The sequence below is a fragment of the Nocardioides daeguensis genome (assembly GCF_019192965.1).
Taxonomy (GTDB): Bacteria; Actinomycetota; Actinomycetes; order Propionibacteriales; family Nocardioidaceae; genus Nocardioides; species Nocardioides daeguensis.
Genome location: NZ_JAHTKU010000012.1, coordinates 24,295 through 49,709 on the forward strand (window position 1 = coordinate 24,295; position 25,415 = coordinate 49,709).

Genomic DNA, 25,415 nt, shown 5'->3' on the forward strand with positions numbered 1-25,415 from the left:
CGACATGACGGCGAGGGCGCTGGTGATCGGGGAGGCGGTGCTCGACGTCGTTCACGCCGACGGGGTGCCGCCCGACGAGCGCCCCGGCGGCTCGGCCGTCAACGTGGCGGTCGCGCTGGCCCGGCTGGGACGACCGGTCCGCCTCGCCACGGCGTACGCCGACGACCGGGCCGGTGCGCTGGTCGCCGGCCACCTGCGGGCAGCCGGCGTCGAGACCGCCGGCGACCCGCACGTGCTGGCCGCCACCCCGCGCGCGGACGCGGTCGTCGACGCGACCGGCGCGGCGTCGTACACCTTCGACATCGGGTGGCGCCTGCCCGCCCGGCCCGACGAGCCGGCGCACGTCGTCCACCTCACCTCGCTGGCTCCGCTGCTCGACCCCGGCGCCGCCGACGTGCTCGCCCTGGTCGAGCGGGTCGCGCCGACCACGTGCGTCACCTACGACGTCAACCTGCGTCCCGCGATCACCGGGACCCGCGCCCAGGTGCTCGATCGGGTGCTGCGGACGGCGTCGTCCGCGACCCTCGTGAAGGCGTCCGACGAGGACCTGCTCGCGCTCTGGCCGGACCGGTCGGCGGGGGAGTCGGCCTCGGCGCTGCTCGCCCTGCCCGGCGGGCCGGTGGCGGTCGTCGTCACCCACGGCGCGGAGGGCGCCTCGTGGCACGCCTGCTCCGGACCGGACTGGTCGACCGGTGGCGTGCACGCCGAGCCGGTCGCGGTGGTCGACACCATCGGCGCCGGCGACACCTTCGCGGCCGCTCTGCTCGACCACCTGTGGCCGCTCCTCGGCCCCGGCGCCCGCGACCGGCTCGCCGCGCTCGGGCCCGAGGACTGGGGTGCCGCGCTCACCTGGGCCGCGCGGGCCGCGGCGTACACCGTCGGTCGGGTCGGGGCGGACCCGCCGACCCGCGCCGACCTCGACGCCGGGGGCACGCCCTAGGCTTGCCCGGTGCGCCTGCGGATCGACCTCGCCTACGACGGCGGTGACTTCCGCGGCTGGGCGTCCCAGCCCGGGCTGCGCACCGTCCAGGCGGAGCTGACCGCCGCGCTGACCACGGTGCTGCGCCTCCCCGTCGGCTCGCTGCGGGTGACCTGCGCCGGCCGCACCGACTCGGGGGTGCACGCGCGCGGCCAGGTCGTGCACGTCGACGTACCCGAGGACCCGGAGGAGGGCTCGCCGACGGCGGCTCGCCAGGTCACCCAGCTCGACGTGCTGGCCCGCCGGGTCAACGGCGTGCTCGACAAGACCGTGCGCGTCCACCGGATCAGCGAGGCGCCCGAGGGGTTCGACGCGCGGTTCGCGGCGCTGTGGCGGCGCTACGCCTACCGGATCGTCGACGACCCGGCGCGCGTCGACCCGCTGACCCGCAACCACGTGCTCTTCTGGCCCCGCCGGCTCGACGTGGCCGCGATGGACGAGGCCGCGCGCTCGCTGGTCGGGCTCCATGACTTCGCCGCGTTCTGCAAGCACCGCGAGGGCGCGACGACCATCCGCACGCTGCTGGAGTTCGGCTGGACCCGCACCGACGACGAGCTGGTCGTCGGGCACGTGAAGGCCGACGCGTTCTGCCACTCGATGGTGCGCGCGCTCGTCGGCTGCATGATCGCGATCGGCGAGGGCCGGCAGGACCCCGCGTGGGCGGTCGAGATCCTCACCGGGCGGCGCCGAGACCAGGGCGTGGTCGTCGTCCCGGCCCACGGGCTGACGCTCGAGGAGGTCGCCTATCCCGACGCGGCCGGGCTCGCGGCGCGGGTGGAGCAGACCGCGGCGCGCCGTACCCACGCGGAGACGGACGGGGCCGAGGGATGAGCGACGAGCACTACTTCTCCGCCGACCCGTCCGTCGCGTTCCAGCGGGCAGAGGTCGAGGCCGAGGTCTGGGGGCACGAGCTGCGGCTGGTCAGCGGTTCCGGCGTGTTCGCGCAGGGCCGCCTCGACATCGGCACGTCGGTGCTGTTCCGCGAGACCGAACCGCCGGCGGGTGGCCGGATCCTCGACCTCGGCTGCGGGTACGGCGTGATCGGGCTCGCCTGCGCCGTCGCCGCACCCGACTGCATGGTGACCGCGGTCGACGTCAACCAGCGCGCGGTGCTCCTGGCCAACGAGAACGCGGCCTCGCTCGGCCTCGCCGACCGCTTCACGGCGAGCGTCCCCGACGACGTCGACCCGGCGGCGACGTACGACGAGATCTGGTCCAACCCGCCCATCCGGATCGGCAAGGCGGCCCTCCACGAGCTCTTGCTGACCTGGCTGCCGCGGCTCGCGCCCGACGGGCGGGCGGTGATGGTCGTCGGCAAGAACCTCGGCGCCGACTCGCTGCAGCGCTGGCTGGGCGAGCAGGGCTTCCCGACCCAGCGGATCGCCAGCGCGAAGGGGTTCCGGGTGCTCGAGACCCGTCGTGGCTGAGGGCTGCTGCCTAGAGTGGGCGCATGCCGACCGAGTTCACGGTGCGCGGGTCGCACTCCGCGTTCCAGCCGCCCGAGCGCGGCACCGCGCAGATCACGCTGGCCTTCCAGGGCCCGGCGATGCAGCCGGTCTACGACCGGGTCGTCGGTGACCTCGAGGCCGTGACGGCGTCGGTGCGGGAGCTCCACGACCCGGCGAACGGGCCGGTCACCTGGTGGGCGACGCAGCACGTGCGGACCTGGGCCGAGCGCCCCTGGAACCAGGACGGCAAGCAGCTGCCCCTCGTCCACCACGCCAGCGTCGGGATGCAGGTGAAGTTCCGCGACTTCGCCCGGCTCACCAGCTGGGTCGGCCGACTCGTGGACGCCGCGGAGGGGTTCCGGCTCGACGGTGTCACCTGGGCCCTCACCGAGGCCCGCCGGGTCGAGCTCGAGCGCACCGTGCGCGCCGCCGCGGTCAAGGACGCCGCCCGCCGTGCCCAGGAGTACGCCGACGCGCTCGGCCTGGGACCGGTCCGGCCCGTCGCGGTGGCCGACGCGGGCATGCTCAGCCAGGGCATCTCGCCGATGGGTGGCGCCGGCCCGGCCGCCTTCATGCGGCTGGCGGCGAAGGACACCGGCGGCAGCGGGCCCGAGCTCGAGCTCTCGCCCGAGGACATCGAGATCTCCGCGCAGGTCGACGCCCGCTTCCTCGTGGACTGACGTGGCCCCGCCGACCCTCTCCGACGTCGCCCGCCTGCTCGACCGGCGCGGCGAGCTCACGCACGAGCGCGCGGCCGTCCTGCAGCGGGCCGCCGCCCCCGACCGGCCGGAGCGCTACAAGTGCACGCACCCCGAGCTCGCCGGTGCCGGATGGTCGCACCCGTGGCCGGAGGAGGAGATGTACCCGCACGCCTGCTGCCGGCTGGACGAGCACTGCCCGGCGGAGTGGGCCAGGGAGCCGCAGGTCAGGACGTGATCTGCGCCCGGGCCAGGACGTCGGCGGCCGGACCGGTGGCCGGCAGCCGACCCCACAACATGAGCAACAGCTCGTTCGCCGGGGCGGCCAGCTCCACCGGGTCGCCGGCTGCGGCGGGCTCGAGCACGAGCGCGCGGTCCAGGTCGGTGGCGACCAGACGCACCGGCGCCGCCAGCGGCTCGGTGCGGCCCAGCCGGACCTGGCGCGGGTAGAAGAGCGTCGCGACCTCGTCGACGCCGTCCCAGCCGAGCTCGGCGGACGGCTGCCACTCGCCGGCGCGCGCCTGGGAGTCGAGGGCGTCGTACAGGTGCATGGTGACCTCGTGGACCTGGCGCCGTCGCCAGAAGCCGGCCCGGGTGTCGGCGCCGAAGGTCCACACCGGGGTGTCCGGGGCCGTCGCGCGGAGCACGTCGAGGAGCCGGGCGGCGGCGTCCCGGTAGCCGGCGACCAGGACGTCGCGCTGCCTGCCCGGTGCCGGGGTGTCGCCGTCGGGGGAGCGCTCGGTGACGGCGTGGGTCGCCCAAGCGTGCACCCAGCGGGTGTGCTCGCCGAGGCCGGCGAGGGTCCAGCCCGGACAGGCCGGGACGGCCGCGGCGAGGTCGCCGGTCGCGAGCACGTCGGCGAGCTCGCCGGTCGTCCGCTCCAGCAGGTCGATCCACTCCATGGCCAGATCCTTGCAGCACACTCGCAACAGGATCGACGCAGCGTGCGTCTGAGGAGTGTGGAGGCAGTGGTGACGGGAGGACCGTCGGGCGCGGAGGATGCCGCGACCGACCGGCCCGAGTTCGACGCGTGGGTCGCAGCGCGTGGGCCGGCGCTGCTGCGGCTGGCCCACCTGCTGGCCGGTGATGCCGCCGACGCCGAGGACGTCGTGCAGGACGCGCTGTCCCGTGCCCTGCCGCGCTGGGACCGGATCGTCCGCGCCGACGACGTCGACGCCTACGTCCGCCGGATGGTGGTCAACGCTCACACCTCCTGGTGGCGCAGGTTCCGGCGCCGCGAGTCGCCCTCGGCGTACGTCGACGGCGGCGAGGTGGTCGCCGGTCCCGGCGACGGCCCGGGCCACGACGAGCGCCAACGGCTGTGGGCCGCGTGCCGGGCGCTGCCGGAGGCGCAGCGGACCGCGGTGGTGCTGCGCTACTACGAACAGCTGGAGTACGACGAGATCGCGGCGCTGACCGGTGTCCGCGAGGGCACGGTGCGCTCACGGGTCTCGCGCGGGATCGCCGTACTGCGGACCGAGCTCGGTGACGGGCGGGGTGGGGACGATGAGTGACGTCGAGGAGCGGTTGGGCACGGCGTTGGCGGCGATCGCCGACGCGGCGCCGCGGGGGGCGGGGCTGGCCGATGCGGCCCGGAGCCGGTACCGCCGGCGCCGGCAGCGGCGGGTGGTCGCCGCCGGTGTTGCAGCGGTCCTGGTGGTTGTCGCCGGCGGTCTGCTCCTCGCCCGCCCCGAGCCGCGGGAGGGTCACGTCACGACTCCGTCCCGGGCGGGCGACTGGCAGACCATCCGGCAGGGCGAGGCCGTGGCCGAGGTCCCGGGGGACTGGCGCCGTTCCGAGTGCGCCGGCCGGATCGTCTACGCCCCGAGCGACCCGTGCACGGACTGGAAGGGCGCGGGCTTCTCGGGGGCGGCCAACTACGACCCCGCGATGGGGCCGGGCGTCATCCTCCGTTTCCCGGCCGACGACGACGAGTGGACCGGATACGTGTACGTCGGCCAGCAGGTGCTGTCCGTCTCCGACCCCGACCGGGACCTGGTCCGCCGGGTGCTGGCGAGTGCCCGGCTCGACGGCCAACCCGTCGTCGACGGCAGCCGGTGGGTTCCGCGGAGCGGAGGCGTCGTCAGCTACGAGATCCCGGTCGGATGGGGCCTCCCGCAAGGCGACCGGTCGGGATACTCCGCCTGCGTCGCCCTCGCGCGGGGGACCCCGGTCTCCGAGCAGCAGGTCGACGTCCGCACCTACCGCTCGACCCAGCACTTCGACGCCTTCGCCGTGACCGTGACCGCGCCGACCCGGGCTGTCGCAGACCTGGTCCTGGGGACGGTCGCCGTCCACCCGGAGGTCTCGCGGATGGACCGCTGCACCGGGGAGGACGCCGGCCTGGTGCCGGTGGAGGCCGACGGCGTGAAGCTGGAGATCCCTCGGGACTGGGACGCCCACAGCTGCGGCGACCTCCCGCAGTTCGGGCCGGGCACGACGTGCCGGGCGTCGAGCGAGGCCGAGGGGGTGCAGTTCCTGTACGCCGCGACCTACCAGCCGGCGATGGACGAGGGCGAGGTCGTCCGCAATGGTGCGCTGTGGGGCGGGTACGTCCGGCGTGGCGAGTACGCCGTCCTCGTGACTGCCCGGGACCGGGCGCTCGTGACCCGGCTGCTCGAGCGGGTCGGCTGACCTCCCGCGCTCAGGCGGCAAGTCGACGGCGAGGAAGTGGCGACTCAACGGCGAGGAAGTGGCGACTCAACGGTGAGGAAGCGGCAGGTCAACCACCGTGCGGCCCGGCCTGCCGACACCCCGCCGGGCGGCGCGGTGCTGGACAGACGCATACTCCGTATGCATACTCCGTACTCATGTCCATCAAGCACGGTCTGCTGGCGCTCCTGGCGCCGGGCCCGAAGTACGGCTACCAGCTGAAGGCCGAGTTCGAGGCCACGACCGGGTCGGCGTGGCCGCTGAACATCGGGCAGGTCTACTCGACCCTCCAGCGCCTCGAGAAGGGCGGCCAGATCGAGGCCGACGGGGTGCCGGACGACGACGGGCGTGTGATCTACGCGCTCACCCCGGCGGGCCGCGAGGAGCTGGCCGGCTGGTTCCACACGCCCATCGCGCAGGAGTCGCGGCCACGCGACGAGCTGGCGATCAAGCTGGCGATGGCGGTGAACACCCCCGGCGTCGACGCCCGCGAGGTCGTCCAGGCGCAGCGCCGCCAGGCGATGAGCTCCCTGCAGTCCCTGACCCGCGCCAAGGCCGCCGTCCCCGACGAGGACCTCGCGCGGGTGATGGTGGTCGACTCACTGATCTTCGCCGCCGAGGCCGAGGTCAGCTGGCTCGACCGGTGTGAGGCCCGACTCCGCAACGCACGAACCGAGAAGACCCCCGAGAAGGAGGCCGTCCAGTGACCGCCAACCCCGTCCTGGAACTTCGCAACGCCGCCAAGGTGTACGGCGGCGGCGAGACCCTCGTGACCGCGCTGCACGGTGCGACCCTGGCCGTCGCACCCGGTGAGCTGGTCGCGGTGCGCGGCGCCTCGGGCTCCGGCAAGAGCACCCTGCTGCACCTGGCCGGCGGTCTCGATGCGCCCAGCTCGGGCGACGTCCTCGTCGAGGGCCAGTCGCTCGGCAGCCAGTCCCGCAAGGACCTGGCTCGGCTGCGGCGCCGTTCGATCGGCTACGTCTTCCAGGACCTCAACCTGGTGCCGTCGCTGACCGCTGCCGAGAACATCGCGCTGCCGCGCGAGCTCGACGGCGCCTCGGCCGGCGAGGCCCGCACGGAGGCGCTCGCGGCCCTGGAGGAGATCGGCCTGCGGGGGGTCGCGGACCGGTTCCCGGACGAGATGTCGGGCGGTCAGCAGCAGCGGGTCGCGATCGCCCGCGCACTCATCGGCGCCCGGCGTCTGGTGCTCGCCGACGAACCGACCGGGGCCCTCGACAGCGAGACCGGTGAGGGCGTGATGCGCCTGCTCCGGGCCCGCTGCGACGCCGGCGCGGCCTGCCTGCTGGTCACCCACGAGCCCCGCCACTCCGCCTGGGCCGACCGGGTGGTCTTCCTCAGCGACGGCGCGATCGTCGACGAGACCACCGCCGACGCGCCGACCGTCCTCGACCTGGGGGCGCTCACGTGAGCGTGTGGAAGCCCGCCCAGCGGATGGCCCGCCGGTCGATCCGGCGCAACCTGGCCCGGTCCGTCCTGATCGCGTTGCTCATCGGGCTGCCGGTCGCGGTCGCGACGTTCAGCGACGTGCTCTACCGCTCGACCAACTCGCCGGTGGCGTACGCCCACCAGCGCCTCGGCAGTGCGGACGCCAAGCTCGTGGTCACGCCGGCGGAGCGGATCGATGACTTCCAGCTCATCTCAGAATGGAACGGTGGCTACGACTCCGTCGGTGAGCGCGATCCGGCCACGGTCGACGTGGAGCGGCTGCTGCCACCCGGGACCCGGGTCGAGGTCGCGTCGGCCACCGACGGCGGAGCGTTCCTGCTGCTCCGCAAGGGCGAGCGGTATGCCGAGTCGTCGCTCAGCGAGGCCACGATGCCGTCGGCCTTCCAGCCCGACCGCATCCAGCTGCGCGGCGGGACGTACCCAGGCCCCGGTGAGGTGGCGATCGCCCAGGGCGCCGCGGACAAGCTCGGCGTCGGTCCGGGTGACGTCGTCACCGACGATCTGACCGGCACCGAGATCACGATCAGCGGCATCGTCCGCGACGAGCAGTGCCTGCGCTGCACCGACGTCTACGCCCAGCCCGGGCAGGACATCGTTCCGAGGCCCCCGGCCGCCGGGCCCGACGACCACACCCAGACCTACTTGGTCGACCTGCCTCCCGGCGTCAGCGCGAAGGCTCTCGCCCACCAGCTCGCCGAGCAGGGTGTCGTGCTCTACCCGCGCGACACCTATGTCCACCGCGACAAGTACCAGGCCTGGGACGAGACGCTCACCCTCGACCAGGTGCGCGGAGCCGCGCTCACCACCCTGATCGTGGGCCTGGGCCTGCTCGAGGTGATCCTGCTCGCCGGCGCGGCCTTCGCGGTCGGTGCCCGCAAGCAGGTCCGCGACATGGGTCTGATCAGTGCCGGCGGCGCCTCGCCGCGCCAGCTGCGGGCGGTGCTGCTCGTCCAGGGGGCCACCCTGGGTGTGCTCGGAACCGTCGGTGGTGTCGTCGTCGGCGTGCTGGTCGCGCGGCTCGGCTGGCCCCTGTGGGAGTGGCTGAACGGTTCGGCGCTGCCGGTCTTCCGGATCGGTCCGGAGGTGCTGATCGCGGTCGTGGTCGGCGTGCTGTCCGGAGTCCTCGCGGCCGTCGTGCCGGCCGTCGGCGCCGCCCGCCGCCAGCCTCTCGACGCGCTCTCGGGGCGGTTCCGGACCACGCGGGAGCACTCCCGCCGGGCCACTGTCCTCGGCGGCCTGGGCATCGGGGGCGGCATCGTCTTGGGGTTGGCCGGCAGCAGCCTGATGGCCGGCGACTTCGCGGACTACTCCGAGGCTCTGGCCACCGCCCGGCTGACCGGTGTCTCGCTGCAGGCGCCGAGCCCGACGGTGCCGATCGCCCTCGTCCTCACCGGGGCGCTGCTGGGCGTCGCCGGCCTGGTGCTCGCGATGCCTTCGCTCCTCGGCCTGCTCGGCAGGGTCGGTGCCCGGCTGCCGTTGCCCGGACGTCTCGCGGTGCGCGACGCCGACCGACACCGGCACCGCACCGGGCCGGCGACCAGCGCGATCATGCTGGCCGTGGCCGGCTCGGTGGTGGCCGCCTTCGCGGCGACCGGGTCGGCCCGGGCCGAGGAGGCCCGCTGGCTGCCGGACCTGCCGGAGAACACGATGCGGGTCTACGCGCAGTACGGCAACGACCAGGCCGAGAACGCGGCGATCACCAGCGCCGCGGTCGAGCGGGCGGCGGCCGTCCTCCCCGACGCGCAGGTGCTCGCCCCCTCCGAGCTCGGCTACGCCGTCCCGGCGTCCGAGCAGGAGCAGGGCATGGCGCCGATCCAGTCCATCTGGTTCGACGACCACGTGGGCTGCGACAGCAGCTGCGTCAGCTACGGAAGCACCGGCACCGCGGCGATCGCCGACCCGGCGCTGGTCCGGCTCACCCTCGGCAGGGACCTGACCGCCGCGGAGCAGGCAGCCCTCGACCGGGGTGAGGTGCTCGTGACGTCGCCGTCGATGATCGACGCCGACGGCAACGTCACGGCGAGCCTCTACGACGAGGACGAGGCGATCTCGGAGGAGGACATCGCGAAGCTCGCGCTGCCGGCGCTCGCTGCGTCACGGAAGACCTTCTACACCTCGATGCCCGGTGTCTTCATGAGCGCCGAGACCGCCGCGGCGAACGGGCTGGTGCTCAACCCCGAGGCCACCCGGCTGATCGCCTACGCCTCCGACGCCACGCCGGCGCAGGAGAAGGCCGGGCTGCGCGCCGCGGGGGAGGGACACCGGGCGGCCGCGTCGATCGGCGAGCCGTACCACGACGACTACCGCGTCGTCCTGCTCGTGGTCGGCGGCGTGGCCGCGCTGGCCACCCTGATCGGCGTCGCGATCGCCGTCGCCCTCTCCGCGGCCGAGGGCCGTCGGGAGCTGGCGACCCTGTCCGCGGTGGGGGCCGACCCCGCCGTACGCCGCCGGTTGGCCGGCGCGCAGGCCTTGGTCATCTCGGGGGTCGGCGCTCTGGTCGGGGTGGTGCTGGGGAGCTTCGTGTCCTACGCCCTGCGGGCGACGTTCGGGGCGCCGTCGTTCACGGTGCCGTGGGCGAACCTCGCGGGCGTGGGGCTCGGGGTTCCGGTGCTGGCGGCGCTGATCACCGCGGCGTGCACGCGCTCGACGGTGCCGATGCTGGAACGGCGGGCGTGAGACCGGGATAAATCGGGTCGCCGTCGGCGGCCTCCTCCCGGAGAATGGCCCCTCGTGGGTCATGTGGAGGTCGCCGGCGTCCGGTACGAGCTGCCCGACGGGCGGGTGCTGCTCGACGACGTGTCGTTCCGGGTCGGTGAGGGTGCCAAGGTCGCGCTGGTCGGGGCGAACGGCGCAGGGAAGACCACGCTGTTCCGGATCATCACCGGCGACCTGGCGCCGCACGCCGGCGCCGTGACCCGCTCGGGTGGGCTCGGCGTGATGCGGCAGATGGTGGACCGCGGCCTGGGCGAGGAGCCGACGATCGCCGACCTGCTGCTCGACCTCGCGCCTGAGCGGGTGCGGGCCGCCGCCGCCGAGGTCGACCGGTGCGAGCTGGCCCTGATGGACACCGACGACGAGGCCACCCAGCTGGCCTACGCCCACGCCCTGGCGGAGTACGCCGATGCCGGCGGGTACGACGTCGAGGTGGTCTGGGACGTGTGCACGGTCAAGGCGCTGGCGGTGCCCTACGACCGGGCGAAGTACCGCGAGCTGCGCACCCTCTCGGGCGGCGAGCAGAAGCGGCTGGTGCTGGAGTACCTGCTCGCCGGGCCCGAGGAGGTGCTGCTCCTCGACGAGCCCGACAACTTCCTCGACGTGCCCGGCAAGGTCTGGCTGGAGCAGCGGATCGCCGCCTCGGACAAGACGATCCTGTTCATCAGCCACGACCGCGAGCTGCTCGCCAACGCCGCCACGCACGTCGTCACCGTCGAGCTCGGCGCGGGCGGCGGGGGCAACACCGTCTGGACGCACCCGGGCGGCTTCGCGTCGTACCACGAGGCGCGCAAGGACCGGTTCGCCCGCTTCGCCGAGCTGCGCCGCCGCTGGGACGAGGAGCACGCCAAGCTCAAGGCGCTCGTACTGCGGCTCAAGATCAAGGCGGAGTACAACGACGGCATGTCGTCGCAGTACCGCGCGGCGCAGACCCGGCTGCGCAAGTTCGAGGAGGCCGGGCCGCCGACCGAGCAGCCGCGCGAGCAGCAGGTCACCATGCGTCTCTCCGGCGCGCGCACCGGCAAGCGCGCGGTCGTGTGCGAGGACCTCGAGCTGACCGGCCTGATGAAGCCGTTCGACCTCGAGGTCTGGTACGGCGACCGGCTGGCCGTGCTCGGCTCCAACGGCTCCGGCAAGTCCCACTTCCTGCGGCTGCTCGCGGCGGGCGGCACCGATCCCGACGTGGAGCACCGGCCCGTGGGCGAGGTGCCGATCGCGCCGGTGGCGCACACCGGCCGCGCCCGCCTGGGCGCGCGGGTGCGGCCGGGATGGTTCGTGCAGACCCACGAGCACCCCGAGCTGGTGGGCCGCACGCTGGTCGAGATCCTGCACCGCGGCGACGGCGTTGCCACCGGACGCCAGGGCATGGGTCGCGAGCAGGCGAGCCGGGTGCTCGACCGCTACGAGCTCGCCGCCAGCGCCGACCAGCCCTTCGAGTCGCTCTCGGGCGGCCAGCAGGCCCGTTTCCAGATCCTGCTGCTCGAGCTGTCGGGGGCGACGCTGCTGCTGCTCGACGAGCCGACCGACAACCTCGACGTGCAGTCCGCCGAGGCGCTGGAGGAGGGGCTGGCCGCGTTCGAGGGCACGGTGGTCGCGGTCACGCACGACCGCTGGTTCGCCCGCGGGTTCGACCGGTTCTGCGTCTTCGGAGCCGATGGCACGGTCTATGAGGCGGACGATCCCGTCTGGGACGAGGGAAGGGTGGAGCGCGCGCGATGAGCGAGCTGGAGATCGTCGAGGTCGGGCCGGCGGACGATGCCCCCATCGCCGCGTGGGCGCAGGTCGTGGCCGCCTCGTTGCACCACGAGCTCGGCGAGCACGCGACGCCGTGGGCGGCGGAGGAGCTCGCGGTCGTCGTACGGGAGCCCGACCGGCTGCGCCGCGACAGCTTCCTGCTGGGCATGCTCGACGGGGAGCCGGTCGCCGCGGGCTGGCTGGCCGTGCGGCTGCTCGACAACCTCGACGGCGCGCAGCTCGACGTGCACGTGCTGCCCGCCCACCGTCGCCGCGGACTGGGCAGCCAGGTCCTGGACCGGCTCGAGGAGCTCGCGGCCGCCGAGGGCCGGACCCGCCTCGACGCCCGCGCCCAGTGGCCGTACGACGGCCCCGCCGACGGCGCCGGCACGGCCGGGATGGCGTTCGCGGCCCGCCGCGGCTACGAGTTCGGGATCGGCGAGGTGCAGCGCGAGCTGCCGCTGCCCGCCCCCGACGACCGGCTCGCCGCGCTCGCCGCCGACGCGGCGCCGCACCACGCGGCGTACCGGATCGTGTCGTGGACCGGGCCGATCCCCGACGACCTGGTCGCTGGTTGGCTCGCGGTCTCCAGCACGCTGATGACCGAGGCGCCGGCCGGTGAGGCCACGCGCGAGGACGAGTCCGCCGACGTCGCGGCGTACCGCACCGCCGAGGCCCTGCAGGCCGGCCAGGGCCGCCGCCCGTGGCACACCGTCGCCCTCGACGCGGCCGGTGAGGTCGTCGGCTACACCCAGCTGATGGTTCCGGACCACGAGCCGGTCTTCGTCCACCAGTGGGGGACCCTGGTGCGACGCGACCACCGTGGCCACCGACTGGGCCTGGCCCTCAAGGTGGCCAACCTGCGGGCCCTGCAGGCCGGGCTCGACACCGACGGCCGCCGGGTCGTCACCTGGAACGCCGAGGTCAACGGCCCGATGATCGCCGTCAACGAGGCCATGGGCTTCGTCGCGACCGCGCGTTCCGCGGAGCTGCAGAAGATCGTCGCGCCGCGCCCTTAATCGCTTGGTTCCGGCGCCTTCGGGTGCAACGGTGGGGGAGTCACCCCACGTGCTGCGGAAGGACGACCATGGCTGACAACGGTGCCAACGACGACCTCAAGGCGAAGATGCGCGAGGCCCTCGACCGCAAGAACCACAAGGAGCAGGGCGTCCACGCGGACGGGCCGGCCAAGGAGAAGGCCCACGGCTCCGAGGTCGTGGGCGGTGCACCGAAGATGCACCGCCGCAAGGCCGGGGGCGGCGGCTCGTAGGAGCCCCCCAGGCCCCTACGAGTCCGAGCCCAGCTCGAGTTCGGCCGTGCTCTGCTTGCCGCCGCGCAGGTAGGTCACCTTCACGGTGTCCCCGGGGCGGTAGGACCGCACGGTCGCGATCAGCGCCTCGGTGCCCTCGATCTGGTGCCCGTCGATGGCGGTGATGACGTCGTCCTGCCGCAGGCCGGCGTCGGCCGCGGCCGAGCCCTTCTCGATCTCGGCGATCCGCGCGCCGCTGAGGGTGGTGTCGCTCGAGCCCGCCGTCCCGGCGACGTCGGCGACCTGGATGCCGAGCCGGGCGTGGGTGGCGGTCTCGCCGGCGCGGAGCTGGTCGATGATCGGCAGCACCTCGTCGATCGGGATCGCGAACCCCAGCCCGATCGAGCCGGACTCGGCGCCCTGACCCGACGACGTCGATCGGATCGACGCGTTGATGCCGACCAGCTGACCGTCCATGTTGACCAGCGGGCCGCCGCTGTTGCCGGGGTTGATCGCGGCGTCGGTCTGGATCGCGGGGTACGCCGTGGCGTTGCCCTGGGCGTCGCGGGCGACCTCGACCGGGCGGTCGAGGGCGCTGACGATGCCGCTGGTCACCGTCGCGTCGAGTCCGAACGGCGACCCGATCGCGACGACCTGCTCGCCGACGTCCAGGTTGCCCGACTTGCCGATGGTGATCGGCTTCAGGTCCGCGACCCCGTCGACCTTGACCAGCGCGGTGTCGGTGAGCGGGTCGGTGCCGACCACGCTCGCCCGGACCTTCTTGCCGTTGTTGAACGACACCGTGACCTCGGCCTGGTCGGCCGGGATCTCCCCGCCCAGGGTGACCACGTGGTCGTTGGTGAGGATCAGCCCGTCGGTGTCGAGCACGACGCCCGACCCGCTGCCGGCGGCCCCGCCGCCACTGACGTCGAGCGCCACCACGGACGGCAGGACGGCGGCCGCGACCGCCTCCACGCTGCCCGACGCGGCCGGCCGGTTGCCGTTGTCGACGACCGGCAGCGACGACGAGCCGGTCGCGTCCGAGCCGCCCGAGGCGCCGTCGTACAGGGCGGCGCCGGCGACCCCGGCGCCGCCGCCGACCACCAGGGCGCCGGTCAGCACCGCCGCCGCGAACCCGGCCCGACGGGGGCGCCGCGGCGGGGGCGGGATCGCTCCGAACGGGGCCGGCGGGAACGGGGGCGGCGGCGGCAGCTGGGTCATGCCTCCACTGTGCGAGCCGTCCCTGTGAGCCCGCTGAGGGCGCGTTGAGGAGTTCTGATGAGTGACTCGGACCCAGCGTGCGCCCGGGCCCGGTGCCGCCGGTGCGGCCGCCCCGCGCTCGCCCGCTGCGGTGGCGGGAGTGCAGTAACACGCCGTCCACCCGGGTACCTGACGGCTGTCAGCAGAAGAGCCCGGCGAAACGGCCCATTCCTGCTGACGACTGCCCGCCAGTCTGGTGGACGGCGTGTTACTTCACCGCAGGCACACCCGTGCCGCCGCGTGCCGTTGGTCATGCACAGTGACAGCCGGGCGGAGGATTCTCCACAGGACGCGACAGGTACGACGCCGACAGCCTCGGGGAGCGCCGATGCTCGCGTCCATGAACGCTCGTGTCGCGGCGCAGATGAGCGCGCAGTGGGGCCTGGTCACCCGGTGCCAGGCGAGGGAAGCGGGGATGGCCGGCCACCAGGTCGACAGCCTGGTCCGATCGGGTGCGTGGGTTGCGGTCCGGCGCGGTGTCTACGCCGAGAAGTCGTACGTCGAGTCGCTCACCGCGGCCGTGCAGCGCCGGGTGCTCGCCGACCGGGCCGCAAGCTTGCGCATCGCGGACCCGCACGTCCTGTCGCATCACTCGTCGGCTCATCTCCAACAGCTCGACGTGCTCCACGAGCGCGAGCCCATCACCCACGTCGGTCGACCGGGCATCGTCGGTGCGCACCTGCGCCACGGAGTGAAGCACCACCTGGCGCCGTACGGGCTCGATCAGGTCGTCGAGGTCGATGGCGTGCGTGCACTGGACGCGGCCCGCACGAGTCTGGACATCGCGCGCGAGCACGGCTACCTCCAGGGCCTGGTCGCGGCTGACTCGGCCCTCCGGACAGGGGCAACACGCGCCGACCTCGAGCGGGCGGCGGCCGCGATGACCCACTGGCCTCAGGTCACCGTGGTGCGCGAGGTCGTCGCCTCCGCATCGCCGCTCACGGACTCCATCGCGGAGTCACTCGGTCGGGACTTCGTGACCGAGCTCGGCTACGGCGTACCGCAGTCCCAGTTCGGCCTGACCGCCGACGGCCGAACGGCATGGTGCGACCTGCGTCTGGGACGGCACTTCTTCGAGATCGACGGCCGGGTGAAGTTCCGCCCCGTCGACGTCGGCGGGTTCTCGGAGAAGAGTCCGGAGGAGACCTTGTGGGACGAGAAGCTGCGCCAGGACTTCGTGACCGGTTTCAAGACGGGGATGTCACGGCTCACCTGGGACGACTTCTTCGGAGGGCAGCGACGGGTCGCGCTCGAGCGATGTCGACGTGAGTTCCTCGACACCTGCGCCCGGTTCGGTACCGACATCTCCGACCTGGCGCAGTTCCGGCCACGTCATCCCAAGCCGCGGGTCGTCGTACGGCGAGGGCCGGTGCTGCCGCGCTGGTCACCGTGACAGCCGGAGAAGTAACACGCCGTCCACCCGTCTTCCTGGCGAATCTCAGCCGCATCGCCCCGATTGGGTGCTCGATTCTGCTGACTTCCGCCGGGCAGCCGGGTGGACAGCGTGTTACAGCGGGTCGCGCTGCGGCACCGCGCCCAGGGGCCGGCCGGAAGGCTCAGACCTGGCGTGCCTGCTCGTCCCAGTACGGCTTGCGCAGCTCGCGCTTGAGGATCTTGCCGGTGGGGTTGCGCGGCAGGGCGGTGATGATGTCGACCGACTTGGGCGCCTTGAAGTGGGCCAGTCGCTCCCGGGTCCACTCGATCAGCTCGACCTCGGTGGCGTCCGAGCCCTCGCGCAGCGCGACCACGGCCTTGACCGACTCGCCCCACGTCGGGTCCGGTACGCCGATCACGGCGACCTCGAGCACCCCCGGGTGCTCGGACAGGACCCGCTCGACCTCGGGGGAGTACACGTTCTCGCCGCCGGTGATGATCATGTCCTTGAGCCGGTCGGACACGAACACGTAGCCGTCCTCGTCGACGTGGCCCATGTCGCCGGTGCGGAACCACCCGTCGGGCGTGATCACCTCGGCGGTGGCCTCGGGCTTGTTGAGGAAGCCCTTCATCAGCTGCGGCGTCTTCAGCCAGATCTCGCCGTGCTCGCCCACCCCGACGTCGGACAGGGTGGCCGGGTCGACGATCCGGACCTCGCACTCCGGCACCGGCTTGCCTGCGGACACCAGCCGCTCGGGGTGGCCGGAGGCCTCGGCGGTGCGGTGGTCCTCGGGCATCAGGTGGGTGGCGACGCCGGAGACCTCGGTGAGGCCGTAGACCTGGATGAAGTCGGTGTCGGGCCAGGCCGCCATCGCCGCGCGCAGCAGCGGCGGCGGCATCGGCGCGGCGCCGTACGTGTAGGTCTTGAGCAGCCCGAACAGCTTGACCGCGTCCGGGCCGGCCTGCAGGACCTGGGCGAGCACGGCCGGCACGAGGAACGTGCGGTTGGCGCCGGCCATGATCGCGCCGGCCAGGGAGGCGGCGTCGGGCTCGCGGGTCATCACGCTGGGGATGCCGTCGTGGATGCCGAACAGGACGTACGACGACCCGCCGACGTGGAAGAGCGGCATGGCCACCATCGACTTGTCGCCGGGCTCGAATCCCCAGCCGTCATGGGCGTTGATCGTGTGCCGGACCATGTTGCGGTGGGTGAGCATGACCCCCTTGGGCCGGCCGGTCGTGCCGGAGGAGTACATGACCAGGCAGACGTCGTCCTCGAGCACGTCGGGCCCGTCGTCGCACGGCGTGGACGAGGCCAGGAACTGCTCGTAGGCGTCGTCCTCGCCGCCCTCGGGGGTGACTTCGACGACGTGCTGCACGTGGGGCAGCCGGTCGCGGATCGCCTCCACGGTGGGCATCAGCTCGCGCCCGACGAAGAGCACCTTGGCGCCCGAGTCGTTGACGGCGTAGTCGATCTCGTCGCCGGCCGAGCGCCAGTTGACGATCGCGTTCGCCGCGCCGATCGAGCCGGCGGCGAGGCTGATCTCCACGCAGGCGGGGTGGTTCTTGTCGAGGAAGGCGACGACGTCGCCGCGCGCGATGCCGAGGTCGCGCAGCCCGCCGGCCGCGCGGTGGACGCGGTCGTGCCACTCCCGCCACGTCCAGGTGCGGCCGAGGTAGGTCATCGCCTCGGCGTCCGGGGTGGCCTGCGCCCAGTAGTTGAGCCGGTCCTCGACGTAGGTCGGCTCGGGCGGGGTGGCCGGCGGCCAGCCGTGGCTCGCAGGGGCGGGGGACCGGGACTCCGTCGTCGCACTCACCTCGCCGATTGTGGCCCACATCACAAGCCCGCACAACGGACCACGCCACGAGTCCGCCACCGTCCGTTCACCTCGGTCGAGGAGGATCGAGAGGTGAACCCCCTGCTCCGCGGCGCGGAGGCGCCCGCGCCGCGCACGCTCGTCGACGTCCTGCGTCGTACGGCGGCAGACCACCCGGACGCGATGGCGCTCGACAGCGGCAACGACACCGTCACCTACGCCGAGTTCGCGGAGGCGGCCGAGACCGTGGCGATCGAGCTGGCGGAGCTGGGGATCGGGGCGGGCGACAAGGTCGGCGTGCGGCTGCCGTCCGGCACCACCGACCTGTACGTCGCGATCATGGGGATCCTGTTCGCCGGCGCGGCCTACGTGCCGGTCGACGCCGACGACCCCGAGGAGCGCGCCCGGCTGGTGTTCGGCGAGGCGCAGGTCGCCGCGCTGATCGGCGCCGGCCTGGTCATCGAGTCCCGCCGCGAGGCCGCACCGCGTGAGCGCCGTGCCCCCACGCCCGACGACGACGCCTGGGTGATCTTCACGTCCGGCTCGACCGGCACCCCCAAGGGCGTCGCCGTCACCCACCGCAACGCCGCGGCCTTCGTCGACGCCGAGGCCGACATGTTCCTGCAGGACGCCCCGGTCGGTCCGGCCGACCGGGTGATGGCGGGCCTCAGCGTCGCGTTCGACGCGAGCTGCGAGGAGATGTGGCTGGCGTGGCGGTACGGCGCCTGTCTGGTCCCCGCGCCCCGCGCCCTGGTCCGCAGCGGCGTCGACGTCGGGCCCTGGCTGACGGCCAACGCGATCACGGTCGTCTCCACCGTCCCCACCCTGGTCAGCCTGTGGCCCGACGACGCGCTCGAACGGGTCCGCCTGCTCATCCTCGGCGGCGAGGCGCTCCCGCCCGAGCTCGCGGTGCGGCTGGTCCGCGACGGCCGCGAGGTGTGGAACACCTACGGCCCCACCGAGGCCACGGTCGTCGCGTGCGGAGCGCTCGTCGACGCCGACGGGCCGGTCCGGATCGGCCTGCCGCTGGCCGGCTGGGACCTGGTCGTCGTCGACCCGGCCACCGGCGAGCCGGTCGCCGAGGGCGAGCGGGGCGAGCTGATCATCGGCGGCGTCGGCCTGGCCCGCTACCTCGACCCGGCCAAGGACGCCGAGAAGTACGCACCCATGCCGACACTCGGCTGGGACCGGGCCTACCGCAGCGGCGACATCGTCGTGAACGATCCCGCCGGCCTGCTCTTCGCCGGCCGCGCCGACGACCAGGTCAAGGTCGGCGGCCGCCGGATCGAGCTCGGCGAGATCGACTCCGCGCTGCTGGCGCTGCCCGGGGTGAGCGCGGCCGCGGCCGCCGTACGCCGCACCAGCACGGGCAACCAGCTGCTCGTCGGCTACGTCGCCACGACGGCGGAGTACGACGGCGCCGCCGCCACCGCCCACCTGCGGGCCACGATGCCCGCCGCTCTCGTGCCCCGGCTCGCCGTCGTCGACGACATCCCGACCCGCACCTCCGGCAAGGTCGACCGCGACGCGCTGCCCTGGCCGCTGACCACGGCCGACCCCGCCGACGCGGGCCTGCACGGCACGGCCGCCCGGATCGCCGAGGTCTGGCAGAAGGTGATCGGCGCGGCGCCCGACGGTCCGCGCTCCGACTTCTTCGACCTCGGCGGCGGCAGCCTGACCGCCGCCCAGGTGGTCACCCTGCTGCGTGCCGACCACGCCGACCTGACCGTCGCCGACCTCTACGAGAACCCCACGGTCGACGGCCTGGCCGGCTTCCTCGACGGCCTCGAGCCGTCGGTGCGCGCCGAGCAGAGCCGCAAGGTGAAGCCGATCCCGCCCAAGACCCAGGTCGGCCAGGTGCTGGCGGTCCCGCTGCTGCGGGCGCTCGCCGCGCCGCGGTGGGTCGCCGCGACCCTCACCCTCGCGCGGCTCGGCCACGACGTCCTCGACGTGGCGTGGCTGCCGGTCGTGCCGTGGTGGGTGCTGGCGCTGCTGCTCGTGGTCTTCGTCAGCCCGCCGGGTCGGATGTTCGTGGCCGCCAAGCTCGCCCGGGCCGTGCTCGCCGGGGTGAGGCCGGGCGACTACCCGCGCGGCGGCAAGGTGCACCTGCGGATCTGGGCGGCCGAGCGGCTGGCCGACGAGCTTGGCGCGACCCGGCTCGCCGGGGCGCCGTACATCACCTGGTACGCCCGGCTCCTCGGGGCCAAGGTCGCCCGCGGCGCGGACCTGCACTCGCTGCCGCCCGTGACCGGGCACCTGACCGTCGGGAAGGGTGCCTCGGTCGAGCCCGAGGTCGACCTCACCGGCTACTGGATCGACGGCGACACCCTCCACGTCGGCGGCATCCGGATCGGGCGTCGTGCCCGGGTCGGCACCCGCTCCATGCTCTGCCCCGGCGCGGTGGTCGGCGACGACGCCGAGGTCGCGCCCGGCTCGGCCGTGTTCGGCGAGGTCCCGACGGGCGAGTTCTGGTCCGGCGCGCCGGCGGTGCGGATGAGCCCGGTCGCCCGCGGCCCGTGGGCCGAGCGTCCCCCGGCGTCGCGTCGCTCGCTGCGCACCTGGGCGGTGACGTACGGCGCCGTGGCCGGCCTGCTGTCCTGCCTGCCCGCGATCGCGGTGTTGGCGGTCGCCGCGCCCGTCCTGTTGCTGGCCGACCTCGGCGGCACCACGAGCGCGGGCGACGCGGCCGCCGCGCTCGCCCCCTGGCTGCTGCCGGCCGTGCTGGCGGGCTTCGTGGTCCTCGCCGCGCTGATCCTCGGCACGGTCCGGCTGCTGGCGCTCGGCGTGAAGGCCGGTGCGCACCCGCTGCAGAGCCGGCCGGCCCTGTGCGTGTGGTCGACGATCCGGGTGCTCGACGAGGCCCGGACCTGGCTGTTCCCGCTCTACAGCTCCCAGCTGACGCCCGGGTGGCTGCGTCTGCTCGGCGCGCGGATCGGCAAGGACGTCGAGGCCTCGACCGCCCTGATGATCCCCTCGCTCGTCACCGTCAGCGACCAGGCCTTCCTCGCCGACGACACCCTGATCGGCGGCTACGAGCTCGGCGGCGGCTGGCTGCGCGCCGAACGGGTCAAGGTCGGCAAGCGTGCCTTCGTCGGCAACTCGGCGATGGCGGCCCCCGGTCGCAAGGTGCCGAAGCGCTCGCTCGTCGCCGTGCTCTCCGCTGCTCCCGCCCGCGGGCGGGTCAAGGCCGGCGAGTCCTGGCTCGGCAGCCCGCCAGCGCCGCTGCGCCGCGCCGCCCAGGGCTCCGCCGACGAGCGGACCTACGCGCCGCCGACCCGGCTCAAGGTCGCCCGGGCCTGCTGGGAGGTCGCCCGGCTGCTGCCCGTCACCCTCGCCGTGTCCCTCCACCTCGCCGTCGTGCTGGGCAGCCTCGCCGTGTGGGACCGCCACGGGCCCCTGGCCGGCCTGCTCGCCGTACCGCTCCTGCTGTGGGCGGCCGGTCTGGTCGCCGCGGTCGTCGCCGTCCTCGCCAAGTGGCTGCTGGTCGGCCGGGTCCGCGCCGGCTCGCACCCGCTGTGGAGCTCGTTCGTGTGGCGCAACGAGCTCGCCGACACCTTCGTCGAGGTCGTCGCGACGCCGTGGTTCGCCGGGCTCGCGACCGGCTCGCCCCTCATCGCCCTCTGGTTCCGGGCCATGGGTGCCCAGGTGGGCCGCGGCGTGTGGTGCGAGTCGTACTGGCTGCCCGAGCCCGACCTCGTCGACCTCGGCGACGGCGCGACCGTCAACCAGGGCAGCGTCGTGCAGACCCACCTCTTCCACGACCGGCTGCTCGCGACCGACACGGTCCGGCTGCGCCGCGGCGCCACCGTCGGCCCCAACTCGGTCGTGCTCCCTGCCGCGTCGTTGGGCAAGCACGCTACGGTCGGCCCGGTGTCGTTGGTGATGAGGGGTGAGTCCGTGCCGGACAAGACGCGCTGGATCGGCAACCCCATCGGTCCGTGGGTCGACTGAGGACCGGTCGTGCCGCACCTGCCCACCGCTGACCCTTACCTGCCCGGCCACGGCGACCCGTCGTACGCCGTGCGGCACTACGACCTCGACCTCGTCTACGTCCCCGACGGCAACCGCCTCAACGGCACCGCGGTCCTCGACCTCGTCGTGCGCGAGCAGACCGCCCGCCTCGTCCTCGACCTCGCCCACCTGCGCGCCACAAAGCTGCGCCTGGACGGCGCCCGGGTGAAGAAGTGGTCGGCCCGCGGTCACCGGCTGGTGCTCCAGCTCGACCGCACCGTCGCCGCCGGCACCGCGCTGCAGCTCACCGTCGTGTACGGCGGCTCGCCCAAGCCGGTGATCGACAAGCACCACGGCGACGCGGGCTGGGAGGAGCTCGAGGACGGCGTCATCGTCGCCGCCCAGCCCCACGGCGCGCCCACCTGGTTCCCCTGCAACGACCGGCCCGACGACAAGGCGACCTACCGGCTCACCCTGGCCGCCCCGGCGGGCTACACGGTCGTCGCCAACGGCAACCTGGTCGCCCACCAGCGCCGCGCGAGCGTCGAGAGCTGGACCTGGGTGATGGACCGGCCGATGGCGACCTACCTCGCGACGGTCCAGATCGGCCGCTACACGACCACCCAGCACGACCCCCGCACCCGCACGATCGGGCCGCCGGACGCCGACCTCGACGGCTCCTTCGACCAGCAGCCCGCGATGCTCGCGTTCTTCGAGCGGGTCTTCGGGCCCTACCCCTTCGACGCCTACGCCGCCGTCGTCACCGACGACGACCTCGAGATCCCGCTCGAGAGCCAGGGCCTGTCGACCTTCGGCCGCAACTTCTGCTCCTCCGACTGGTCGCACGTGCGGCTGATCGCCCACGAGCTCGCCCACCAGTGGTACGGCAACGCCGTCACCCTGCGCCAGTGGCAGGACATCTGGCTGCACGAGGGCTTCGCCTGCTACGCCGAGTGGCTGTGGTCGCAGGAGAGTGGCGGCCCCCGCACCTGCGAGGAGTGGGCCCGCCACCACCACGAGCGGCTCGCCGACCTCGACCAGGACCTGCTGCTCGCCAACCCCGGCCCGGAGCTGATGTTCGACGACCGCGTCTACAAGCGCGGCGCGCTCACCCTCCACGCCCTGCGCGTGGCCGTCGGCGACGACGCCTTCTTCGCGGTGCTGCGCGAGTGGGCCGCGGCCCGCGCGGGGGAGTCGGTCACCACCGGCGACTTCCTCGGCTTCGCCTCGGCCCACACCGGCGCCGACGTCGCCGCGCTGCTGCGCCCGTGGCTGTACGACACCGCGCTGCCGCCGTACCCGGCGGGCTGAGGTCCTCGCGCGTGCCCGGACGCGAAACGACCCCGGTCACCAGGTGACCGGGGTCGAGCGGGGAACGACAGGTGCTACGCCCAGCGCTCCTCGGCGGGGACGAAGGTCAGGCCGCGGTCGCCGGTGTAGATCTGCTTCGGGCGGGCGATCTTCTGCTCCTTGTCGCCGGTCAGCTCCAGCCACTGCGCGAGCCAGCCGGGGGTGCGGCCGATCGCGAACAGGACCGTGAACATCTCGGGCGGGAACTCCAGCGCCTCGTAGATGAGGCCCGAGTAGAAGTCGACGTTGGGGTAGAGGCGCCGCTTGACGAAGTACTCGTCCTCCAGCGCGATCTTCTCCAGCTCCTGGGCGACCTCGAGCAGCGGGTTGACCCCGGTGACCTCGAAGACGTCGTCGCAGGCCTTCTTGATGATCTTGGCGCGCGGGTCGTAGTTCTTGTAGACCCGGTGGCCGAAGCCCATCAGGCGCTCTTCGCCGTTCTTCACGCCCTCGATGAAGGCGGGGATGTTGTCCTTGGTGCCGATCCGGCGCAGCATCCGCAGCACGGCCTCGTTGGCGCCGCCGTGGAGCGGGCCGAACAGGGCGCCGATGCCGGCGGCGACGGCCGAGTACGGGTCGACCTGCGAGGAGCCGACGGAGCGGACCGCGTTGGTCGAGCAGTTCTGCTCGTGGTCGGCGTGCAGGATGAACAGCACGTCGAGCGCCTTGACGATGCGCGGGTCGCCGGCGTACTTCGACTCGCTCATCTTGAACAGCATCGAGAGGAAGTTCTCGGCGTAGGACAGCTCGTTGTCGGGGTAGACGTACGGCTTGCCCTGCGCGTGGCGGAAGGCCCAGGCGCCGAGGGTCGGCATCTTGGCGATCATCCGGACGATCTGGATGTGCCGGTTCTCCGGGTCCTCGATGCGGGCGGACTCGGGGTAGAACGTGGAGAGGGCCCCCACCGACGCCATCAGCATCCCCATCGGGTGCGCGTCGTAGCGGAAGCCCTCCATGAAGCCCTTCACGTTCTCGTGCACGAACGTGTGGTAGGTGATCTCGTGCACCCAGGCGTCGTACTGCTCCTTGGTGGGCAGGTCGCCGTGGATGAGGAGGTAGGCCACCTCGAGGAAGTTCGACTTCTCGGCGAGCTGCTCGATCGGGTACCCGCGGTACTCGAGGATGCCCTTGTCGCCGTCGATGAAGGTGATGGCGCTTCGACAGGAGGCCGTGTTCACGAAGCCCGGGTCGTAGGTGGCGAGGCCCGGCTCGTCGTCGTTGAGCTTGATCTGCCCGAGGTCCGCGGCCTTGATGGTGCCGTCGGTGATCGGGATCTCGTACTCCGCGCCGGTGCGGTTGTCGCGTACGGTGAGAGAGTCAGTCACCCTTGCAACCTAGTCGCCCCCCACGCTCCGCCAAAAGGCGGTGTCCCGAAGCGTGAGTCCGGGATCCGGGATTTGCTGGTCGGACGAGGTCCCCGTAGCCTTGCAGGTCGCGTCTTCTGCCGCTTCGCACGCCGCCCTCCGGGGCAGCGCGGGGCAGACCCGGATCGCCCATGGATCGTCGAGAGACGAGCGTGCGTGGGCCGGGCTGAGTTCGTCAGGAGGCGTCGCCCGAGCGGCCCACCCGGACCGCGACGGCAACCCGGGCGGCGACCGCCGTACGGGCAACGAACTAGCAAGGAAGGGTACGCATCATGCGCACCTACGCTCCGAAGCCCGGCGACGTCGAGCGCGCCTGGCTCGTGATCGACGCGACCGACGTCGTCCTCGGTCGCCTGGCTGTCACCGCCGCCAACCTGCTGCGCGGCAAGCACAAGGCGATCTTCGCTCCCAACGCCGACACCGGTGACTACGTCATCATCGTCAACGCCGAGAAGGTGGCCCTGTCCGGCAACAAGCGTGCCGACAAGATGGTCTACCGCCACTCCGGCTTCCCGGGTGGTCTCACCGCGACCCCGATCGGCGAGATCCTCGACAAGGACGCCCGCAAGGCCGTCGAGAAGGCCGTGTGGGGCATGCTGCCGAAGAACCGCCTCGGCCGGCAGATGATCAAGAAGCTGAAGGTCTACAGCGGCCCGGCTCACCCCCACCAGGCCCAGAAGGCCGTGCCCTACGAGATCTCCCAGATCTCCCAGTGACTTCTCGACTGATCTGAACGGACTGAGGACTTTCATCGTGACTGAGAACACCACCGAGGTCGAGGAGACCTTCGAGACCGACGAGCAGGGTGTCGCCTACACCAGCGAGACCTCCCCGTCGGCCGTCGCCGACGACCGCCCCGTCACCGTCGCCCCCGGCGCGGCCACCGGCCGCCGCAAGGAGGCCGTCGCCCGCGTGCGGATCGTGCCCGGCACCGGCAACTGGACCATCAACGGCCGGACCATCGACGACTACTTCCCGAACAAGCTGCACCAGCAGGTCGTCAACGAGCCCTTCGCGGCTCTGGGCCTCGAGGGCCGCTTCGACGTGATCGCCCGCATCCACGGCGGCGGCATCACCGGCCAGGCCGGCGCCCTGCGCCTCGGTGTGGCCCGCTCCCTCAACGGGGTCGACGTCGACGCCTACCGGCCGACGCTGAAGAAGGCCGGTCTGCTGACCCGCGACGCCCGTGCGACCGAGCGCAAGAAGGCCGGTCTCAAGAAGGCCCGCAAGGCTCCGCAGTACAGCAAGCGCTGATCCCACCGGGATCACCAGACAGGGCCACGCACCGCAGCCGCGGTCCGTGGCCCTGTCGTCATTTGCACCGTCATTCGCACCGTCATTCGCACCGTCATTCGCACCC

General features: G+C 73.3%; 22 protein-coding genes. 18 read left to right on the forward strand and 4 right to left on the reverse strand.

From position 1 onward, the window contains the following. Positions 1-4 precede the first annotated feature (4 nt). Genes KU893_RS11005 through KU893_RS11025 form a run of 5 tightly spaced genes read left to right on the forward strand, consistent with a single transcriptional unit; the run spans position 5 to position 3,363 of the window. On the forward strand, positions 5-940 hold the full coding sequence (locus tag KU893_RS11005) for a PfkB family carbohydrate kinase (protein ID WP_218234407.1): 936 nt from the start codon (positions 5-7) through the stop codon (positions 938-940). 9 nt (positions 941-949) lie between these two features. Next, positions 950-1,810, forward strand: coding sequence for a tRNA pseudouridine(38-40) synthase TruA (gene truA / locus KU893_RS11010; RefSeq protein ID WP_218234408.1), 861 nt, complete (start codon positions 950-952; stop codon positions 1,808-1,810). Further along, positions 1,807-2,406, forward strand: coding sequence for a class I SAM-dependent methyltransferase (locus KU893_RS11015; RefSeq protein ID WP_218234409.1), 600 nt, complete (start codon positions 1,807-1,809; stop codon positions 2,404-2,406). The genes truA and KU893_RS11015 overlap by 4 nt, the downstream gene beginning before the upstream one ends. Before the next feature lie 23 nt (positions 2,407-2,429). Then, entirely contained in the window at positions 2,430-3,107 is a 678-nt protein-coding gene (locus KU893_RS11020) for an SIMPL domain-containing protein (protein ID WP_218234410.1), read from the forward strand. Between the two features lies 1 nt (position 3,108). After that, the gene (locus tag KU893_RS11025; RefSeq protein WP_218234411.1) at positions 3,109-3,363 is read left to right on the forward strand and encodes a hypothetical protein; all 255 of its coding nucleotides are present in this window, start codon (positions 3,109-3,111) and stop codon (positions 3,361-3,363) included. On the opposite strand, the gene KU893_RS11030 is transcribed toward KU893_RS11025, so the two are convergent. Then, complete coding sequence (locus KU893_RS11030) at positions 3,353-4,027, reverse strand: maleylpyruvate isomerase family mycothiol-dependent enzyme (RefSeq protein ID WP_218234412.1); 675 nt, start codon at positions 4,025-4,027, stop codon at positions 3,353-3,355. The two genes, KU893_RS11025 and KU893_RS11030, sit on opposite strands and share 11 nt — an antisense overlap. A 69-nt stretch (positions 4,028-4,096) precedes the next feature. Here KU893_RS11030 and KU893_RS11035 point away from each other — a divergent pair, with 69 nt between their 5' ends. The 8 genes from KU893_RS11035 (at position 4,097) to KU893_RS11070 (ending at position 12,960) form a co-directional block, all read left to right on the forward strand. Beyond that, complete coding sequence (locus tag KU893_RS11035) at positions 4,097-4,639, forward strand: SigE family RNA polymerase sigma factor (RefSeq protein ID WP_218234413.1); 543 nt, start codon at positions 4,097-4,099, stop codon at positions 4,637-4,639. Beyond that, positions 4,632-5,759, forward strand: a complete 1,128-nt coding sequence (locus KU893_RS11040) for a hypothetical protein (RefSeq protein ID WP_218234414.1) — start codon at positions 4,632-4,634, stop codon at positions 5,757-5,759. The genes KU893_RS11035 and KU893_RS11040 overlap by 8 nt, the downstream gene beginning before the upstream one ends. A 176-nt stretch (positions 5,760-5,935) precedes the next feature. After that, entirely contained in the window at positions 5,936-6,484 is a 549-nt protein-coding gene (locus KU893_RS11045; protein ID WP_218234415.1) for a PadR family transcriptional regulator, read from the forward strand. After that, positions 6,481-7,206, forward strand: coding sequence for an ABC transporter ATP-binding protein (locus KU893_RS11050; RefSeq protein ID WP_218234416.1), 726 nt, complete (start codon positions 6,481-6,483; stop codon positions 7,204-7,206). The genes KU893_RS11045 and KU893_RS11050 overlap by 4 nt, the downstream gene beginning before the upstream one ends. Next, a complete protein-coding gene (locus KU893_RS11055; RefSeq protein ID WP_218234417.1) occupies positions 7,203-9,920 on the forward strand; it encodes an FtsX-like permease family protein in 2,718 nt (905 codons plus the stop codon). Before KU893_RS11050 ends, KU893_RS11055 begins: the two co-directional genes overlap by 4 nt. A 54-nt stretch (positions 9,921-9,974) precedes the next feature. Next, positions 9,975-11,675, forward strand: a complete 1,701-nt coding sequence (locus KU893_RS11060; RefSeq protein WP_218234418.1) for an ABC-F family ATP-binding cassette domain-containing protein — start codon at positions 9,975-9,977, stop codon at positions 11,673-11,675. Next, positions 11,672-12,709, forward strand: a complete 1,038-nt coding sequence (locus tag KU893_RS11065; RefSeq protein ID WP_218234419.1) for a GNAT family N-acetyltransferase — start codon at positions 11,672-11,674, stop codon at positions 12,707-12,709. Before KU893_RS11060 ends, KU893_RS11065 begins: the two co-directional genes overlap by 4 nt. 68 nt (positions 12,710-12,777) lie before the next feature. Further along, the gene (locus KU893_RS11070) at positions 12,778-12,960 is read left to right on the forward strand and encodes a DUF5302 domain-containing protein (protein ID WP_218234420.1); all 183 of its coding nucleotides are present in this window, start codon (positions 12,778-12,780) and stop codon (positions 12,958-12,960) included. 15 nt (positions 12,961-12,975) lie between these two features. Here the strand turns inward: KU893_RS11070 and KU893_RS11075 are convergent, their stop codons facing one another. Beyond that, positions 12,976-14,160: a S1C family serine protease gene (locus KU893_RS11075; RefSeq protein WP_218234421.1), complete on the reverse strand. Its 1,185-nt coding sequence runs from the start codon at positions 14,158-14,160 to the stop codon at positions 12,976-12,978. A 379-nt stretch (positions 14,161-14,539) separates the two neighbouring features. Here KU893_RS11075 and KU893_RS11080 point away from each other — a divergent pair, with 379 nt between their 5' ends. Continuing rightward, positions 14,540-15,592, forward strand: a complete 1,053-nt coding sequence (locus tag KU893_RS11080; protein WP_218234422.1) for a type IV toxin-antitoxin system AbiEi family antitoxin domain-containing protein — start codon at positions 14,540-14,542, stop codon at positions 15,590-15,592. A 163-nt stretch (positions 15,593-15,755) separates the two neighbouring features. Here the strand turns inward: KU893_RS11080 and KU893_RS11085 are convergent, their stop codons facing one another. Continuing rightward, positions 15,756-17,390, reverse strand: a complete 1,635-nt coding sequence (locus tag KU893_RS11085; RefSeq protein ID WP_218234423.1) for a long-chain-fatty-acid--CoA ligase — start codon at positions 17,388-17,390, stop codon at positions 15,756-15,758. Between the two features lie 93 nt (positions 17,391-17,483). Here KU893_RS11085 and KU893_RS11090 point away from each other — a divergent pair, with 93 nt between their 5' ends. Both KU893_RS11090 and KU893_RS11095 read left to right on the forward strand, forming a co-directional pair. Further along, positions 17,484-21,341 (forward strand): Pls/PosA family non-ribosomal peptide synthetase, encoded by a 3,858-nt coding sequence (locus KU893_RS11090; RefSeq protein ID WP_257441590.1) that lies wholly within the window; start codon positions 17,484-17,486, stop codon positions 21,339-21,341. Positions 21,342-21,350: 9 nt separating this feature from the next. Further along, positions 21,351-22,652, forward strand: coding sequence for a M1 family metallopeptidase (locus KU893_RS11095; RefSeq protein WP_218234424.1), 1,302 nt, complete (start codon positions 21,351-21,353; stop codon positions 22,650-22,652). Between the two features lie 74 nt (positions 22,653-22,726). Here the strand turns inward: KU893_RS11095 and KU893_RS11100 are convergent, their stop codons facing one another. Then, positions 22,727-24,016: a citrate synthase gene (locus tag KU893_RS11100; protein ID WP_218234425.1), complete on the reverse strand. Its 1,290-nt coding sequence runs from the start codon at positions 24,014-24,016 to the stop codon at positions 22,727-22,729. A gap of 311 nt (positions 24,017-24,327) precedes the next feature. Here KU893_RS11100 and rplM point away from each other — a divergent pair, with 311 nt between their 5' ends. Both rplM and rpsI read left to right on the forward strand, forming a co-directional pair. Then, positions 24,328-24,771, forward strand: coding sequence for a 50S ribosomal protein L13 (gene rplM / locus KU893_RS11105; protein ID WP_218234426.1), 444 nt, complete (start codon positions 24,328-24,330; stop codon positions 24,769-24,771). 22 nt (positions 24,772-24,793) lie between these two features. Further along, the gene (gene rpsI, locus KU893_RS11110) at positions 24,794-25,309 is read left to right on the forward strand and encodes a 30S ribosomal protein S9 (protein WP_246592499.1); all 516 of its coding nucleotides are present in this window, start codon (positions 24,794-24,796) and stop codon (positions 25,307-25,309) included. Positions 25,310-25,415: the final 106 nt, after the last annotated feature.

Coding starts and splice junctions, on each gene's coding strand:
- KU893_RS11005 (WP_218234407.1), top strand. CDS start 5: ATGACGGCGAGGGCGCTGGTGATCGGGGAGGCGGTGCTCGACGTCGTT.
- KU893_RS11015 (WP_218234409.1), top strand. CDS start 1,807: ATGAGCGACGAGCACTACTTCTCCGCCGACCCGTCCGTCGCGTTCCAG.
- KU893_RS11020 (WP_218234410.1), top strand. CDS start 2,430: ATGCCGACCGAGTTCACGGTGCGCGGGTCGCACTCCGCGTTCCAGCCG.
- KU893_RS11030 (WP_218234412.1), bottom strand. CDS start 4,027: ATGGAGTGGATCGACCTGCTGGAGCGGACGACCGGCGAGCTCGCCGAC.
- KU893_RS11040 (WP_218234414.1), top strand. CDS start 4,632: ATGAGTGACGTCGAGGAGCGGTTGGGCACGGCGTTGGCGGCGATCGCC.
- KU893_RS11045 (WP_218234415.1), top strand. CDS start 5,936: ATGTCCATCAAGCACGGTCTGCTGGCGCTCCTGGCGCCGGGCCCGAAG.
- KU893_RS11065 (WP_218234419.1), top strand. CDS start 11,672: ATGAGCGAGCTGGAGATCGTCGAGGTCGGGCCGGCGGACGATGCCCCC.
- KU893_RS11070 (WP_218234420.1), top strand. CDS start 12,778: ATGGCTGACAACGGTGCCAACGACGACCTCAAGGCGAAGATGCGCGAG.
- KU893_RS11075 (WP_218234421.1), bottom strand. CDS start 14,160: ATGACCCAGCTGCCGCCGCCGCCCCCGTTCCCGCCGGCCCCGTTCGGA.
- KU893_RS11080 (WP_218234422.1), top strand. CDS start 14,540: ATGAACGCTCGTGTCGCGGCGCAGATGAGCGCGCAGTGGGGCCTGGTC.
- rplM (WP_218234426.1), top strand. CDS start 24,328: ATGCGCACCTACGCTCCGAAGCCCGGCGACGTCGAGCGCGCCTGGCTC.